The organism is Vreelandella neptunia, from assembly GCF_000712975.1.
Taxonomy (GTDB): Bacteria; Pseudomonadota; Gammaproteobacteria; order Pseudomonadales; family Halomonadaceae; genus Vreelandella; species Vreelandella qaidamensis.
Genome location: NZ_JHQL01000003.1, coordinates 789,524 through 805,118, shown reverse-complemented (window position 1 = coordinate 805,118; position 15,595 = coordinate 789,524). Strand labels below are relative to the sequence as shown.

The 15,595-nt window shown below is 50.4% G+C and carries 15 protein-coding genes; 8 read left to right on the top strand and 7 right to left on the bottom strand.

The genetic code is table 11. The features are described 5' to 3' along the window. Positions 1-18 precede the first annotated feature (18 nt). From CR46_RS0111795 to gloB, 3 genes are all read right to left on the bottom strand, one after another. Positions 19-1,896, bottom strand: a complete 1,878-nt coding sequence (locus tag CR46_RS0111795; protein WP_030073100.1) for an extracellular solute-binding protein — start codon at positions 1,894-1,896, stop codon at positions 19-21. 206 nt (positions 1,897-2,102) lie between these two features. Further along, positions 2,103-3,308, bottom strand: a complete 1,206-nt coding sequence (locus CR46_RS0111790) for a transglycosylase SLT domain-containing protein (RefSeq protein WP_030073098.1) — start codon at positions 3,306-3,308, stop codon at positions 2,103-2,105. 28 nt (positions 3,309-3,336) lie between these two features. Further along, positions 3,337-4,104: a hydroxyacylglutathione hydrolase gene (gene gloB / locus CR46_RS0111785; RefSeq protein ID WP_030073096.1), complete on the bottom strand. Its 768-nt coding sequence runs from the start codon at positions 4,102-4,104 to the stop codon at positions 3,337-3,339. A 111-nt stretch (positions 4,105-4,215) separates the two neighbouring features. On the opposite strand from gloB, the gene CR46_RS0111780 reads away from it, so the two are divergent. The 4 genes from CR46_RS0111780 to nudC are packed head-to-tail and all read left to right on the top strand — an operon-like array spanning position 4,216 to position 6,997. Further along, positions 4,216-5,013: a methyltransferase domain-containing protein gene (locus CR46_RS0111780; RefSeq protein WP_030073095.1), complete on the top strand. Its 798-nt coding sequence runs from the start codon at positions 4,216-4,218 to the stop codon at positions 5,011-5,013. Next, positions 5,006-5,485: a ribonuclease HI gene (gene rnhA / locus CR46_RS0111775; RefSeq protein WP_030073094.1), complete on the top strand. Its 480-nt coding sequence runs from the start codon at positions 5,006-5,008 to the stop codon at positions 5,483-5,485. Before CR46_RS0111780 ends, rnhA begins: the two co-directional genes overlap by 8 nt. Then, on the top strand, positions 5,473-6,225 hold the full coding sequence (dnaQ, locus tag CR46_RS0111770) for a DNA polymerase III subunit epsilon (protein WP_030073092.1): 753 nt from the start codon (positions 5,473-5,475) through the stop codon (positions 6,223-6,225). The genes rnhA and dnaQ overlap by 13 nt, the downstream gene beginning before the upstream one ends. Next, positions 6,218-6,997, top strand: a complete 780-nt coding sequence (gene nudC, locus CR46_RS0111765; protein ID WP_030073090.1) for an NAD(+) diphosphatase — start codon at positions 6,218-6,220, stop codon at positions 6,995-6,997. Before dnaQ ends, nudC begins: the two co-directional genes overlap by 8 nt. 23 nt (positions 6,998-7,020) lie before the next feature. Here nudC and CR46_RS0111760 read toward each other — a convergent pair whose 3' ends face one another. Next, a complete protein-coding gene (locus CR46_RS0111760) occupies positions 7,021-7,332 on the bottom strand; it encodes an SCP2 sterol-binding domain-containing protein (protein ID WP_030073088.1) in 312 nt (103 codons plus the stop codon). Positions 7,333-7,529: 197 nt separating this feature from the next. On the opposite strand from CR46_RS0111760, the gene sohB reads away from it, so the two are divergent. Next, positions 7,530-8,576 (top strand): protease SohB, encoded by a 1,047-nt coding sequence (sohB, locus tag CR46_RS0111755; RefSeq protein WP_030073086.1) that lies wholly within the window; start codon positions 7,530-7,532, stop codon positions 8,574-8,576. A gap of 44 nt (positions 8,577-8,620) precedes the next feature. On the opposite strand, the gene CR46_RS0111750 is transcribed toward sohB, so the two are convergent. Beyond that, entirely contained in the window at positions 8,621-8,941 is a 321-nt protein-coding gene (locus CR46_RS0111750; protein WP_030073084.1) for an ArsR/SmtB family transcription factor, read from the bottom strand. A gap of 288 nt (positions 8,942-9,229) precedes the next feature. On the opposite strand from CR46_RS0111750, the gene CR46_RS0111745 reads away from it, so the two are divergent. The 3 genes from CR46_RS0111745 to CR46_RS0111735 all read left to right on the top strand — a co-directional run bounded on the left by CR46_RS0111745 (position 9,230) and on the right by CR46_RS0111735 (position 12,848). Beyond that, the gene (locus CR46_RS0111745) at positions 9,230-11,158 is read left to right on the top strand and encodes a propionyl-CoA synthetase (protein WP_030073082.1); all 1,929 of its coding nucleotides are present in this window, start codon (positions 9,230-9,232) and stop codon (positions 11,156-11,158) included. 159 nt (positions 11,159-11,317) lie between these two features. Further along, a complete protein-coding gene (locus CR46_RS0111740; protein WP_030073079.1) occupies positions 11,318-11,986 on the top strand; it encodes a 7-cyano-7-deazaguanine/7-aminomethyl-7-deazaguanine transporter in 669 nt (222 codons plus the stop codon). Positions 11,987-12,041: 55 nt separating this feature from the next. Continuing rightward, a complete protein-coding gene (locus CR46_RS0111735; protein ID WP_030073078.1) occupies positions 12,042-12,848 on the top strand; it encodes an alpha/beta fold hydrolase in 807 nt (268 codons plus the stop codon). A 15-nt stretch (positions 12,849-12,863) separates the two neighbouring features. Here CR46_RS0111735 and CR46_RS0111730 read toward each other — a convergent pair whose 3' ends face one another. Beyond that, positions 12,864-14,249: a 3'-5' exonuclease family protein gene (locus CR46_RS0111730; protein ID WP_030073076.1), complete on the bottom strand. Its 1,386-nt coding sequence runs from the start codon at positions 14,247-14,249 to the stop codon at positions 12,864-12,866. Positions 14,250-14,272: 23 nt separating this feature from the next. Continuing rightward, entirely contained in the window at positions 14,273-15,451 is a 1,179-nt protein-coding gene (locus CR46_RS0111725; RefSeq protein WP_030073074.1) for an ABC transporter substrate-binding protein, read from the bottom strand. Positions 15,452-15,595 lie beyond the last annotated feature (144 nt).

The window sequence follows — 15,595 nt, the reverse complement described above, 5'->3', positions numbered from 1 at the left end:
ATAAGCAGTCTCAGGTTTTCAACGGCGACGATTACGACGCTGCAACGCTGCTTCACGTTCGGCATCTACCCACCAAGCGTCTAGATCCATGGCATAAGCTGGAAACGGCTCTGGATAGCCAAATTTATCCCACACGGCAATCCGTGTCTCGCCTGAATGATAATGAGGGATGACATAAAAGCCCCAACGCAGTACTCGATCAAGCGCTTTTGCAATGGTGTCCAGCGTTTCGCGGTCGTTAGCACGAATGAGCTGCTCCACTAGTGCATCAACAGCAGGGTGGGCAAGAGCCATGCGATTACGACTTTGTGGCGCCTCTGCGGCAGCACTGGTCCAGTAGTCGCGCTGCTCATTACCAGGGTTGTTAGACTGCGGGAAGTGGCTGATGACCATATCGTAATCGTAGCTGCGTACCCTGTTAAGATACTGATTGATATCGACAATGCGTAGCGACGTTTGAACCCCAAGACGCGCCATATTGCGCAGCATGGGTTGCACAACACGCTCAAGTCCCGAGTCGTATAGCAGTACTTCTAGTGTAAGAGGTCGGCCTGTCTCGCTGTTCACTAGCACACCATTTTCTATGCGATAGCCAGCATCACGCAGCAGATCAAGCGCAAGCCGCAAACGCTCACGTAGGTCGGTAGGGTGTTCGATGGGCAGCGGGTCAGTGAATAGTCGTTCTGAATGATGGGAGTCAATCAACGCTTCACGGAACGGTTCGAGCAGCGCAAGCTCTTCCTCTGACGGTGTTCCAATCGCTTCCATTTCAGAGTTTTGAAAGAAACTTTCCGTGCGCCGATAGGTATCATAGAAAATGTTAGTGTTAAGCCAGGGAAAATCGAACGTAAGGCTCAGTGCTTCTCGGACCCTTGGGTCTTGAAATTTTTCTTTACGTAAGTTGAAGACAAACGCCTGCATCATGGATGGGTTAACATCGGGTACAGTAATTCGCTTTATCAAACCGTCACGATAAGCTGGGAAATTATAGCCAATCGCCCAAGTGGCGGCGCGTGCATCTGTCCGATAGTCGGTAAGTCCTGCTTTGAAGGCTTCCCAAGCAATATCCCGGTCACGGTAATACTCGTACACAACACGGTCAATATTGTAACGGCCAACATTGACGGGTAAGTGCTTACCCCAATAGTTGTCATCTCGCTGATAGACAATGCGCCGCCCAGGATCTACTTCGCTAATGCGATAAGGCCCAGACCCCGGGTGAGCCTCTAAGGTGGGAGACGTGAAATCGCGCGGTTCCCAGTAGTGGCGAGGTAAAATAGGGAGTTGTGCAACAATCAGTGGCAACTCACGTGATTCTGTGTCGTTAAATTCAAAACGGACCAAATGATCGTTTAAGGCGACAACTCTCTCGACACCTGAATAGTAGCTGCTGTAGAAGGGGTTACCTTCTTCACGTAACAAATTTAGAGAGAATACTACGTCATAGGCAGTTACTGGTTCACCGTCCTGAAAGCGTGCCTCTGGACGCAAATCAAACTCTATCCACTGGCGATCTGGGGCTAAGCGAACGCCTTCAGCCAGCAGACCGTACAAACTGAAGGGCTCGCCAGGATTACTCGCCATCAGCGAGTCGTAAATCTGAAAAATGCCGGTAACAGGCGTGCCACGAATAATAAACGGGTTGGTAGAGTCGAAGCTGCCGCCCACAGCGGTATGTGTAATTGTTCCACCCTTGGGGGCGGAAGGGTTCACGTGGGGGAAGTAGGCAAAGTCGGGAGGAAGCTGTGGGCTATTGTAAAGAGATAGCCCGTGCACAGTCTCAACGGGTGTAGAAGTGTTGTTGTCGGCGACGTTTTCAGAAGCCAACAGCGACAGGCTTAGCAGCAAGCCGCTGGTTAACAAAAGTGCTTTGGTAAACAACACACTACGTAGCATTGGTAACTTCCTGTAACAACAAAGGCTTAGTAGTTGAGTCTTGGTAGTTGAGTCTTAGTAGCCTAGTCTTAATAACTGGCCTTAGAAACTGAGGCGCAGCTGATAAGACAATGTTATGGCGATGATAATAACTGAGACATAGCCACAAAAGACTAATAAAGACTACTTTTAAACCTAGTTAACAAAGCCTGGTTGGTTTCCCCATGTTACCGTCCTGAAAGCGACAGCAGTTGGCCTGGCTTCAGAGCCTCTGGGCGTTCGATAGCATTCCATCTGATTAAGTCTTGCTGAGCGACATTATAGCGGGCTGCAATCACAGAAAGGTTATCGCCACTTTCAACGCGGTGAACGTCAGGCGTGTTGGTCGATGCTAATGAGGTGCTGCTTGATTGCGAAAGCTGAGCTAATACCTGAGTGTCAACTTCTTCAGGCACAAGTAACGTCTGCGCGCTGCGTGGGTCAAGGCTGCCATTTAGCAGGCCAGGGTTTAGCTCGGCCAGCGCGGTTTGGCTGACATCAAGAAGCTGAGAGGCTTGCGCTAGGCTAACTGGTTGCTCCAGCTGAACTTTGGCAAAAGCGGGATCAGGGTGAATGTCGGGCAGTGCAACGCCATACTGTTCTGGATCATTGATGATCGTCGCAATTGCTTTAAGTTTAGGAACATAATGCATCGTTTCGTGGGGTAGGGATAGTTCCCAGTAGTCGCCTGCAAGGCCTTGGCCCTGAGCTTGGCGTTGCGCACGGTTAACGGTGCCAGCACCGGCGTTGTAAGCGGCCAGCGAGAGCATCAGGTCGCCCTCGTACCACTCATCAGCCTGCATTTCCAGGTAATCAAGCGCTGCTGCAGTAGACGTTACTACGTCTAAACGACCATCGTAATTGCCGTTGCGAACCAAGCCTAATGCATCTCCTGTACCTGGCATGAACTGCCAAAGCCCAGCGGCTCCTCGATGGCTTCGGGCGCTTGGATCGAAAGAACTCTCAACAAACGGAATCAGTGCAATTTCACCAGGAAGACCGCGTTCAGTTACTTGCTGGGTGATCCAAGCAAGCCAGGGCGTCGCGCGCTCAGTGATAGCGGCAATATTTTGCGGGCTGGAACGATAGTGCTCTATCCATTTATCGACACGTGCTTGCGCATCGGCAGGTAACTGTTTTTCCTGCCACTGGAAGCTGTCACGTAGTGTGCTCCACGCATCTTGGGGTTGCAGTTCTAGTGCTTCCCAGAAGTGATGCTGAAAGGCAGTGGGGCGGAAGTTGGGTGAAGCAGGCGCGTCCATAAGGGCGCTTTCAGATTGGTATGCTTCGGTAGTAGAGGCTTGAGAGCTGGCCGCTGCGGCTAAAAATAGGCTCACAATAACAGTGCTTCCAGTGCTTAGTAATAAGCGCTGGCGAATCGTTCGATAAGTCATAGTCGGTTCGTTTTACTCGATAGCGTTTTTAAAAACGGTTCTTCCACTCACGTAACGTGGAGAACGTGGCGAGATCATCATCATTGGCCCCTTGGGTACCTACTGCTTGACGCACACTATTGGTGCTCACACGCAAGTAGGGGTTGATCTTCAGCTCGCGTCCTATCGTGCTGGGTAAGGTAGGTCGGTCTAATGCCCGAGCCTTCTCACACTCCTGCAATGCATATTTAACGTCTTCGTTATCAGGGTCTGCAGCACGAGCAAAGGTTAGATTCGCTTGCGTATATTCATGCGCTGCAAAGACCAGCGTATCCTCTGGGAGTTCCTCTAATGTTTGAAGAGATGCAAACATTTGCTCTGGCGACCCTTCAAACAGCCGACCACATCCACCACAAAATAGGGTGTCGCCGCAGAAAAGTAGCGCAGGAATGCCTGGGGTGAAGTAGCTCACATGATCTAATGTATGCCCTGGCGTTGCTATAACTTCAAACAGACGGCCCATGATACGTACTTCATCGCCATGTCCTACCTGTTCATCAATGCCTTCAATGGTCGGGTTGGAGGGGCCAATCACCCGAGGCGAGAAGCGTTTAATCAGCTCTGAAAGGCCACCGGTATGATCATGATGATGGTGAGTGATTAAAATCGTATCAAGCGTTAAGGATTCTCGCTCAAGAAGCTCAATCACAGGCGTTGCTTCACCGGGATCCACCACGCAAACGCTTTGACTGGTATCCTGTCTTAATAGCCAAATGTAGTTATCGCTAAGTGCGGGAATCGGTGTCACGCTCATCATGGGCGAGATCCTTTGAAGTTCAAAATAGACGCTTAATGAAACGCTTTTCTGTGCGCCAATGCTGGCGCTCAAAACGTTAAAAAGCAGTTACTGTGGAGGGAAGCGCTGTTCATGTCAACTTCGTCAATGGCAACCCGGCTCGCCCAGCAGATGGCAGAAAGCCAAGCGTACTGGCAAACAGAAGCAGGCCGTTCGCTATGGGAAACGCAGCGAGCGTGTTTGGGGCCGCTGGTTGAAGGGCGCAAAGGTGGCCACAGTTTAGAGATGAGCATGGGGCCCACATTGATGACGATGTCGGCCATTCCGCATGTCATTCGCTGGTCGCCGACGAGAGCAGCGGCAGAGTCCTTGTCTACGTTAGTCTGTCCACCAGATCACCTTGCCTTACCAGATCGCAGTTTGGAGGTAGTGGTTATTCATCACTGGCTAGAGCATCTGTCAGACGCCCATCATGTCTTACAAGAAGCCGCTCGGGTAACATCAGACAATGGTGTGTTAGTGCTTTTTGGGTTTAATCCAATCGGATTGAACGGGTTAACCCAGCGTTGGCGTAAGCAGCAGGCAAACTACCCCTGGAGCGGCCAGTGGCGTACTGCTAGTCGTTTGCGTGACTGGTTGGCATTTGTCGATTTTGACGTGGAACGCGTAGACTATTGCTGCTTTCGGGGGCCGATGAGCACCACCTGTGGAGAGCGCTGGGAAGCATTGGGACGCAGGCACAATTTACCGTTGGGTGAAAGTTATATGATTCAAGCGCAGCGGCGGCAGCGTCATGCGCCGATAGAGCGTCTTAAATTTGGGTTGCGCGCACCGGTTACATCCTCCTCTTTGGGAGCCACACGAACCGGTGTTTCTGCGCGATACCACTCAGGTCAACGTCGTTTAGAAAAGGATAGTGAAAGTGAGTAAGCAAGCAACCGATGGGTTGCCTCGCGTTACGGTGTATACCGATGGGGCCTGCCGAGGAAATCCAGGCCCAGGCGGCTGGGGAGTTGTGCTGTCAAGCGGGCAGCACGAGAAGACATTAAAAGGCTTTGAAGCAGATACCACCAATAACCGCATGGAGTTAATAGCGGCGATTATGGCATTGCGTACCTTGAACAAGCCTTGTGAAGTAGCTCTCTGGACTGATTCTCAGTATGTGCGCCAGGGAATTACTCAATGGATTCACAATTGGATTAAGCGAGGCTGGAAGACAGCGGCCAAACAACCGGTTAAAAACGCTGAGCTTTGGAAGACTCTCCACGAGGAAACGCAGCGACATCGTGTCGAGTGGCATTGGGTGAAGGGGCATAGCGGGCACCCCGGCAATGAGCGCGCCGATGCGTTGGCCAACGAAGCTATTGATGAGCATAACAGGAGAGCAGCATGCGCCAAGTAATCTTGGATACTGAAACAACTGGTATTGACCCAAAAGATGGCCACCGATTAGTGGAAATTGGCGCCGTCGAAATGATCAACCGGCGGTTTACAGGGCGCTCCTATCATCAATATATCAATCCTGAACGGCATATTGATGCTGAAGTCGTGGCGGTTCACGGTATTGATGACGCCAAGGTGGCTAATGAGCCGGTGTTTGCCGATATAGCGGATGACTTCTGGGCATTTATAGCAGGGGCCGAGCTGGTGATTCATAACGCCCCCTTTGATGTGGGGTTTATTGATCATGAGTTAACCATGTTAAACCAGCGGCGATGGTCACCCGCATTAGGCCCTGTTAGTGAGCATTGCCGTATTCTTGATACGCTGGTGATGGCCCGTCAGATGCACCCCGGCCAGCGTAATAGCCTCGATGCGTTATGCAAGCGCTACGATATTGATAATGGCCATCGTGTGTTGCACGGCGCATTGCTTGATGCTGAGATCTTAGCCGACGTCTATCTGGCGATGACCGGCGGACAAACGGCGCTGACGCTTGATTCAGAATCATCGTCCGGTGAGCAGCAAAGTAATCAAGCCAATGAAGGGCTATCGGTAAAGCGTTTAGCGCTGACGCCAGGGCAGTTGAGGGTCGTCCGGCCTAGTGAAGAAGAGCGCGCAGCCCACCAAGCTAAGTGCCAAGCACATCAGTTACATTGGTTCGAGAGTGGTTTGACTGAAGGTAATCGTGGCGATGCTTAGACGTGAAATTCCCCATTATGCGCGAGAAGGTCGTGTTATTCGTGTGTCCCGAAGTCATCTAGCGCCAGCACCACTGGCTGAAAGCGGCGAGTTAACGCCGTTACAACCGACTCAACCATGGGATGAACGTATGCAGCCGCTGTGCTATTGGCACGATGAGCCGGTGGCGCTCTTTGTGGAAAGTAAGCCGGGTGAGGACTGGATAGATGGACGGCAGTGGCTAGGGGAGTTACCTGCTTCCTGGTTTAGCCTCCTATCGACGGCACTTCAAGTCGGTGCTTGGTTAGAGAACCATCGTTTTTGTGGGCGTTGTGGCGAGAAGGCCACCAAGTTGGAAGCTGAGTTTGCTATGCACTGCCATGCTTGCGGGCATCGCAACTATCCGCGTATTTCTCCCTGCATTATTACGCTAGTCACCAGTGGAGAGGCGATGTTGTTAGCACGAAGCCCAAGATTTCCACCCGGACGTTACTCGACGCTTGCGGGCTTTATTGAGCCTGGAGAGTCTGCTGAAGAAGCGGTGCATCGTGAGATATACGAAGAGGTAGGCGTGCATGTGGAAAAGCTTCGTTATCATCAAAGCCAAGCGTGGCCATTTCCGCATTCGCTAATGTTTGGTTTTTTTGCCGAAGCGACGACGCGGCGCATTCATATTGATGGTGTGGAAATTAGCGATGCCGCTTGGTTTTCGCCAAGGCAATTGCCTTCGCTGCCGCCACCGTACTCTATTTCACGTGAACTTATCGAAACACATCTCGCCCGCTGGCGGTAACAGCACGCGGGCGAGAATGGGCGTTATTTGCTGGGAAACAGGCTGGTCAGTTTAGTGGCCAGCATGACATTGCCAGTCGCTTTTAGCTTACCTGTCATGAAGGCTGTCATACCATTGATATCGCCACTCATAATGCCTTTTAGCGTATCTGTGGTCATGCTTAGGCTGACTGATGGGTCATCATGTTCTCCTTCGTGTACACCTAGTGTTCCATCTTGAATATTCAGGTAATGGCTGCCTGCATCAGAAAAATGGAATTGAAACACCTCATTCATGCCCTTGGCGGCTTCTGGGCTGAAGCGGGATTGCAGCTTATCTAACGTATTCGATGACATAATAAATTCTCAAAAATTATTTGGTCGTTAGCCCAGCGTAGGCAAGGCGTTAGGTGAGGTTCTCACAATGCGACAAACGAGGTTATTTTAAACAAGTGTTTTAATCAAGCGAGTTTGTCAATCTTAATGACTTAAACCGTCATTTGGCAAAACGTTAATCGGTATAAACGTTTAAAAACAGTGACAGGAGAGAACGTATGAGTGAGTGGTTGATAGAGATGGGCACATTTTTGATTCAAACCGTCTTGCTAATGGCGATTGTTGGCATGGTGCTGGCAATAGTGTTACGCAATAAAGAGAGTGAAGAACATAGCCTTAAACTGACCGTAGAGTCTCTCAACGACCAGCGACGCTCACGTGGCCGCAAGCTGCGTGTTACCACCACCGAACATGGCGCGCGCAAAAAATTGGTGAAAGCGTTTCGCCAGGAAGAGAAGGCAAAACACAAAGCTGCTAAGCAAGGTAAAGGAAAAGCACAGGCTGTCCAGAAGGTATGGGTATTGGATTTTCACGGTGATCTTAAGGCATCACAAACTGAGAAATTTGCTCAGGAAGTGTCTGCCATTATTGATGTTGCCGCTGCGGAAGATGAAGTTGTTGTGCGATTAGAGTCAGCGGGCGGGCTTGTTCATGCCTATGGGTTAGCGGCAGCACAGCTTGATCGGCTTCAAACTGCAGGCTTAACTACCACCGTGTGCATCGACAAAGTTGCTGCTAGCGGTGGTTATATGATGGCGTGTACAGCTAACCATATCAAAGCTGCACCTTTTGCTGTGATTGGTTCTATTGGTGTGGTGGCGCAGGTGCCTAACATTCATCGACTACTGAAACGCAATGATATTGATGTTGAGCTACTGACAGCTGGTAAGTACAAACGGACCCTGACAGTGTTGGGGAAAAACACCGAAGAGGGCCGCGAAAAATTCATAGACGACTTGGAAAATACCCACCGGTTGTTTAAACAGTACGTTGCTCAACATCGGCCGGAAATGGATATTGATGCGTTAGCAACAGGCGAAATTTGGTATGGCAGTGAAGCATTAGAACAAAAGTTAACAGATAGCGTAGGCACCAGCGAAGCATATTTGGTGGAGCGCATGGCACAGGCCCACGTGTATAGCGTGAGGCTTGAGCCACCAAAAACTTTCAGCCGCAAGGTCGGGTTGGCTGTATCAGCAGGTATTGAGCAAGCCATTGTGAAAGGACTTGGTTTAATCGAAGCGGCGGGTTGGCAGCGTCGATAGTGGTTAGCCAACATTAGCAACTTATGTTGATAAATGCATAACGGTTAAGCAGCGTAGTGATGCGCCAGGGTGTCAATAATTGCCTTGGCGCTTTCGCTGCTTAACGAGTAGTAAATAGTTTGCGATTCACGGCGGGTATCGACCAACTGATCGCGGCGCAAAATAGCTAAGTGTTGGCTTAATGCTGACTGGCTAAGCGCAAGTTCCTGGTTAATTTGAGTAACTGAGAGTTCTTTTTCAGCCAGAAGGCAGAGTATTTGAAGGCGTTTTTCATTTGCTAAGGCTTTCAACAGATTGGTACCCGCCTCAATGGCGTGACAATCATGTTCTAGCAAACGAGCAGCGGCGCTAGTAGAAGCAGACATGAGAATCTCCTTGCCCACGCTGTTATGACAGCGTTGTTATAGGTTTATTTAGGCATCGTCGCGTCGCGAGGATCAGTTGTTGAATGATCAGTAATTTAGCGGAGTTTGTCCAAACGCTGCTTTAACGATCTATCAATGGTAGTGAAGCTCTTTTTTGTCGACAATGTTGCTGGGCATATAGCGCTTTAGTCGCGATTTATCCCATAGTATGAGGGTATGAAGGCCATTTACTTTATAAAGTGTCAACAATTGGCTACTTTCACTGACACAATAAAAGGCATGTCGACCATGAGCCTCCAACAAAAGAGCTATCAAGAGACCTATCAGCAATCGATTGAGCATCCCGAAATGTTCTGGGCTGAGCAGGCCCAGCGTCTACCTTGGTACAAATTCCCCTCCACCATCCTTAGCTACGACGATCAGCAGCATGCGCGTTGGTTTGGAGATGGCGAGTTAAATATTTGTTATGCGGCGATTGATTATCACGTAGAACAAGGCAGGGGCGAGCAGCCAGCCATTTTCTGGGACTCTCCCGTTACTCAATCGAAACAAACCATTACTTATCAGGCGCTGCGTGATCGCGTTGCGCACTTTGCTGGTGGGCTTTATCGTCTGGGTGTGACGAAAGGCGACCGAGTCGTCATTTATATGCCGATGGTGCCAGAGGCGCTCATTGCCATGTATGCCTGTGCTCGCTTGGGGGCAGTACATTCGGTGGTTTTTGGTGGATTCGCACCCCACGAGCTAGCTGTGCGTATTGAGGATGCTGAGCCAAAAGTAGTGATCGCCGCTTCTTGTGGCATTGAAGTAGATAAAGTCCTTCCCTATAAGCCTATTGTTGACCAGGCTATTGCGCTTAGTAGTTTTAAGCCGGATGCCTGTGTTGTTTTTCAGCGTGATGCTCATCGCGCGGAACTTCACGAAGGCGATCATGATTGGCAGGCGTTGGTAGCGGATGCTCCTTTTGCTGATTGTGTGCCCGTAAAAGCGACCGACCCACTTTATGTTCTATATACCTCTGGGACAACCGGTAAACCTAAGGGGGTAATGCGCGATACCGGTGGCTATGCCGTGGCGTTAGCCTACTCAATGGAAGCAATTTATGCCTTAAATCCTGGCGATGTGATGTTCACAGCGTCAGATGTAGGTTGGGTGGTAGGGCACTCTTATATTGTGTATGCGCCGCTATTAAGAGGGTGTACTACTGTAGTGTACGAGGGAAAACCTGTTAGAACACCGGATGCTGGTGGTTTTTGGCGGTTAATTGACGAGTACAAAGTAAAAAGCTTTTTCACTGCCCCTACGGCCTTCCGGGCGATCAAAAAAGAGGATCCTGATGCGAAGCTCTTGGCTAATTATGACATCAGCAGCCTTGAGCACTTATATGTAGCAGGCGAGCGTTTAGATCCTCCAACCTTTCATTGGCTTGATGATTTGTTAGATGTGCCGGTGATTGATCATTGGTGGCAAACAGAAACGGGCTGGCCGATTGCGGCAAACTTGCCTGGTATTGAATCTGCGCCTACTAAAGCGGGCTCGGCTACTTTTCCAGTACCTGGCTTTAATGTACAAATTTTGGATCGTGATGGTGAAGAAACAGCGTCAATGCATCAGGGCAGTGTGGTTATAAAACAACCACTTCCACCTGGCTGTCTCACTGGTATTTGGCGTGATCCTCAGCGTTTTCATAGTGCCTATATGGCTGCCTATCCAGGTTATTATCTCACTGGCGATGGTGGCTACTTTGATGAAGAGGGGTATTTGTTCATCATGGGTAGAACCGATGACGTGATCAACGTTGCTGGGCATCGTCTTTCTACCGGCGAAATGGAAGAGATCGTCGGTGCGCACCCTGCAGTGGCTGAGTGTGCTGTGATTGGTATTCATGATGAGCTAAAAGGTCAACTGCCTATTGGGCTGGTGATTACCAAAGATGGTTTCGATGGCGATGAAGCGATGCTGGAAGAAGAGCTTATCAGCCGCGTGCGAGAACACATTGGGCCAATTGCTTGCTTTAAGCAGGTGTTGGTCGTCAATCGATTGCCTAAAACCCGTTCTGGTAAAATATTGCGTAAGTTGCTGCGTAATATTGCTGACGGTAAATCGTTCGGTATTCCTTCAACTATTGATGATCCGACCAGCTTAGAAGATGTGCATGCCGCGATGCGTGATCGCTCTGTCGGGGCAGCGGATCAAGCTAAGTCGCTAGACGCTTAGGTTAAAACATAGCTAATAGCGTGATGAATGGAGTCGCCCAGGCAGGTGGGCGACTTTAATTACCCAACGGAAGGCGTATAATGCGCGCCCCAGTGGCGTTAACCGCGCTTAAATGAGGGTTCCCTAACCCCTCGGACTTGCAAAAAAAGGCCAACCTGCATGTTTGCATTAACCGACACCCAGCACCGCCGTTGCCTCCTGGTAATGGTTGCATTTCATATTGGTATAATTGCCGCCAGTAATTATCTGGTTCAGTTGCCATTTACCTTGTTTGGTTTTCATACCACTTGGGGCGCGTTCAGTTTCCCCTTTATTTTCCTGGCAACTGACTTAACGGTTCGTTTGTTCGGTAAAGGGCCTGCTCGCTCCATTATATTGCGCGTTATGTTTCCAGCGCTGGTGATTTCCTACGTTGTTTCGGTAATTTTTCCGCGGGGAAGTTTTGCCGGTATCGAAGCCTTAGGTGAGTGGAACTTATTTGTTGCCCGTATTGCGTTAGCTAGCTTCCTTGCTTACGTGCTAGGCCAGTTACTCGATGTTCAAGTGTTTGATCGGCTGCGTCAGTGGGCGTGGTGGGTAGCTCCCGTGTGTTCTACCGTGCTAGGCAACCTAGCGGATACGTTTGCTTTCTTTTCTACCGCGTTTTACAACAGTCCAGACCCTTTTATGGCGGAACATTGGGTAGAAATAGCAGTGGTTGACTACGCCATTAAGCTCGGCATTAGTCTCTTGTTCTTCCTGCCATTATATGGCTTGTTGCTCGCGTGGTTAACGCGTCGACTAGTGGTGTGGACAGGGCAAACTGACGCATCGCCCCGGACCGCATAATGGCTAGGTTGAGCGACCAAGCATAAAAATCAAGCGTAACGACTGAGGAGCCTGCATGACTGATGATGCCCGTGTTGATCTTTATATTATCGATTTGCCCGACGAATCAGGTAGCGACGATCAACTACCTATTGTGGTGATCCACGGTTTATTGGGTAGTGCCGATAACTGGCGTTCGCATTTAAAGGTTTGGCAGCGCAGTAGGCGGGTCATTGCTGTGGATCTTCGTAACCACGGCCGTTCACCTCATGCAGAAGGTATGAGCTATACCGCTATGAGCCAAGATGTGTTGGCGGCGCTCGATAAGCTTGGGATCGAACGCGCGCATGTACTGGGTCACTCCATGGGCGGGAAGGTGGCTATTACGCTGGCGCGTATGAACCCTGAACGCTGTGCGTCACTGATGGTGGCAGATATCGCCCCGGTAGCTTATCAGCATGGCCACGACGATGTATTTGCTGCACTCGAACGGGTAAAAGCGGGTAAGCCCACTAATCGCCGTGAAGCTGACGCCTTGTTGGCTGAGCATGTCGACTCCCGTCCAACTCGACTGTTTCTTGCCACCAATTTAGTGCGCAATGAGCAAGGTGAGATGGAGGTGCGGGTTGGGTTAGATGAAATTCAACGTGGTTATGAAGCGATTATTGGCAAACCTGATGGTGACCGCGCTTTTGAAGGGCCGACACTGGTACTTAAAGGCGCTGATTCGCACTACGTGGCTGATGATATGTTGCCAGCGCTGCGCGAAGTACTGCCCCGCGCAAGAGTAGTGGCACTTAAAAACGCTGGGCATTGGCTTCACGCTGATCAGCCAGAGGCGTTTCAGCAAGCCGTTGATACGTTTATTGCTGCCCACTCGTAGCGGGGGCAGGCAAAGTTAGAGCGGCGATATTGTCAGGTTGTGTCGCTCTGGTTCACGTAAAAAGCGGTTTAGAATGCGATAGGTATCTACATCAAATTTGGCAGCGACGCCTTTTAGCCTAAGGGCACGCTGTTTGGTTGTGGCGCTGCCTAAATAGCACCAGTGGTCGATTACATGATGGCTGGTTGGGCCGTTTTTACGGCTTTTCTCGCGAATAATAATGCGGCCTGGCCAAGGCCATGTGTTGACTTGAAAAGATGCTAGTGCTTCTTGGGCGCGCTGTGAGTGGCTTTCAAGGGGCTCCTGTCCACAGCAGGCGCCTCTACATTTGCCTAACTGGTTAGCAAAACACCGTCCTGTTCCTTTATCTATTCCTAGCACTTGCGGGCAAAGCTGATGTGTTTCGGCAATACTGCGTAGCGCAGCTTTAGCTTCTTTGGCGCTGCGAAACAGCCCAAACAGCTTTCCCGACTGAGGCTGGCTGATCGCCTTGCCGCTGACCAGCGTTGGGCAAGGTTGGTCAGTTGGCCAGTACCATGTTTTTAAATGCCCCTGACGGCGCAGTTGGCGATTCATAATCGGCATCAGCTCTTTAACCAGTTCAGCTTCTCTTAGCTGGGCGCTTAAGTCGCCAGCGGTTTCCTCCCATTCAATATGCTGTATTTGCTGGACAAGGCGCATTTCTTTGTCGTCTTGGTGGTCGCGTTGGAAATGGCCAAGAACTCGGCTGCGTAAATTAATGCTTTTGCCAACGTACAGCGGAAGGCGGTTGTGGCCATAAAACAAATAAACCCCAGGCGAGGCAGGCAGCCCAGTTAGCTGTTCGCTGGCTAAGTGGGCGGGTAGGCTGCGGTGGCGTTGTTCATCAGCAAGGGCGGCTTGCCAACTGGCAGCGTCAAATTGCTGCTGCCAGACTTTCCACAGCTGCCAAAGGGCAGTGGCATCATCCTCTGCTCGGTGCTGGCGGGCTTGATGAATATTGAAGTGAGCCAATAAGCTTCGGAGATTGTGCTTAGGCAGTTCAGGCATTAAACGGCGGGAAATGCGCAGTGTGCAGCGCAGCTGCGGCTGGTAGTTGATACCGACACGTTTGAATTCGTTGCGCAAAAAGCTGGCGTCAAATCGCGCATTGTGGGCCACCAAGCAATCTTCACCAAGCCATTCGCGCAAGCTGGGAGCAATGGTATAAAACGAGGGCGCATCAATTAGCATGTCATCATAAATGCCGGTGAGTTGGCAGATGTGAGAGGGCACGCTAGTGCCAGGATTAATCAGGCTGACCCAGCGATCCGTTATGTGACCGTCCACTACCTTGAAGGCCGCAATTTCGGTTATTCGATCCCTCGTCGCACGAGTGCCTGTTGTCTCGATATCAATAAAAATCAGCGGCATATTTCTCATTGTGCATATGCATTGTGCTTTCGTCAGCGTATATCGATCAACGCATGGGGGTTAACGGCCAGTCGTGATATCGGCAGTGCCGTTTCGGTAATACCTGACTGTTGAAGATAGCGCTCGAAAGCTGCATAACGCCGGGCATCAAGTGCTGCCGGACTAATGGCTATACGTCGCATTAGATCGTCCCAGGCGGCTTCGTTAATTGCATTATCCAGTACAGGGTGGCTGCTAATTAGCAGTGACCACGCGGCTTCTGGGTTTTCAATAATCCAATTGCTGGCTTCTTCCAGGGCAATAAGTACCCTTGACCAAGTGGCTGCTCGTCTTGTGACTGTGTCGCTATTTGCCAGCAGTATCAAGCCGTCATGATGTGGCACATCAATATCGTGATAACGCACGGTGTGGGTGACAATGCCCTCTGACGCCAGTTGTTGTGGCAGCGTGAGATAAAAACCATCGGCAATGGCATTAACGCGCCCTTCGCGTAGGGCACTGGCAGCATCGAAATGGACACTTTCAGGCGGGTTAAAATCGTCGATTTGGCGAAGTGAGGTAGGCACCAGTTGATCCACCAGCACATCACGCCCTTCGCGGGTAGAAAAGCCATAGTGCAAGCCTGCAAGTTGGTCGGTAGTTTCGTTTGTTGGGACATCTCCCGCCACGATGACAGCATTTAGCGGTGTCTCAATCAGCGTTCCTATGCGGGTAATAGCAGCGCCATCGTGAGCGTGTAAATGCAACAACGGCTGGCGCGTTAACGCCAGATCGACCTCTCCCGCAGTCAATAGCTTGATCGCAATGGAGGGGTCTGCAGGCGTTAATAATTCAAGTTCGAGACCTTGGGCAGCAAACAAGCCGCGCTGCTTTGCCACAATTAAGGCAGCGTGTTGCGGGCTAACATACCAATCTAGCATTAAAAGGAGCTGCTTTAAGGGTGGTGGGTCCAATGGCGGAGGTGGTGCAAGAGCCATACTGGGCGCCTCTTCCTGTTGTTCTCCTTGTTCGCCTATTTCCGCTGCTGTTTCATTGTCAGAGTGTGTCCACAGCTCAGGGGGCAGAGATATTTCGCCATCAAGCGTTAATGGTTCACTGTTATTAACCGACTCGTTTTCTGTGTTTGCGTAAGTGGCTGAAATTGAAAATAATAAAAAGAAGCTCAATGTAATAAATACTAGTGAACGGACACGCCAAAAAGCGTTCAACATAACCTTAACTCCCCATGGTATGACGGCGGAGTTTAGCGTTGAGGTGAAGGATCTGGCTAGCCCCCGTAAGCGACAAGCCTAACAAGCTCAGTAAATTTTACGGTGGCATGCAATAATAGAACGGCATTGATGGTGAGATGGAGA

Bases quoted from the DNA above. Each gene is read 5' to 3' on its own strand.
- CR46_RS0111795 (WP_030073100.1), bottom strand. From the start codon at position 1,896: ATGCTACGTAGTGTGTTGTTTACCAAAGCACTTTTGTTAACCAGCGGC.
- CR46_RS0111790 (WP_030073098.1), bottom strand. From the start codon at position 3,308: ATGACTTATCGAACGATTCGCCAGCGCTTATTACTAAGCACTGGAAGC.
- gloB (WP_030073096.1), bottom strand. From the start codon at position 4,104: ATGATGAGCGTGACACCGATTCCCGCACTTAGCGATAACTACATTTGG.
- CR46_RS0111780 (WP_030073095.1), top strand. From the start codon at position 4,216: ATGTCAACTTCGTCAATGGCAACCCGGCTCGCCCAGCAGATGGCAGAA.
- dnaQ (WP_030073092.1), top strand. From the start codon at position 5,473: ATGCGCCAAGTAATCTTGGATACTGAAACAACTGGTATTGACCCAAAA.
- nudC (WP_030073090.1), top strand. From the start codon at position 6,218: ATGCTTAGACGTGAAATTCCCCATTATGCGCGAGAAGGTCGTGTTATT.
- CR46_RS0111760 (WP_030073088.1), bottom strand. From the start codon at position 7,332: ATGTCATCGAATACGTTAGATAAGCTGCAATCCCGCTTCAGCCCAGAA.
- sohB (WP_030073086.1), top strand. From the start codon at position 7,530: ATGAGTGAGTGGTTGATAGAGATGGGCACATTTTTGATTCAAACCGTC.
- CR46_RS0111750 (WP_030073084.1), bottom strand. From the start codon at position 8,941: ATGTCTGCTTCTACTAGCGCCGCTGCTCGTTTGCTAGAACATGATTGT.
- CR46_RS0111745 (WP_030073082.1), top strand. From the start codon at position 9,230: ATGAGCCTCCAACAAAAGAGCTATCAAGAGACCTATCAGCAATCGATT.
- CR46_RS0111740 (WP_030073079.1), top strand. From the start codon at position 11,318: ATGTTTGCATTAACCGACACCCAGCACCGCCGTTGCCTCCTGGTAATG.
- CR46_RS0111735 (WP_030073078.1), top strand. From the start codon at position 12,042: ATGACTGATGATGCCCGTGTTGATCTTTATATTATCGATTTGCCCGAC.
- CR46_RS0111730 (WP_030073076.1), bottom strand. From the start codon at position 14,249: ATGAGAAATATGCCGCTGATTTTTATTGATATCGAGACAACAGGCACT.
- CR46_RS0111725 (WP_030073074.1), bottom strand. From the start codon at position 15,451: ATGTTGAACGCTTTTTGGCGTGTCCGTTCACTAGTATTTATTACATTG.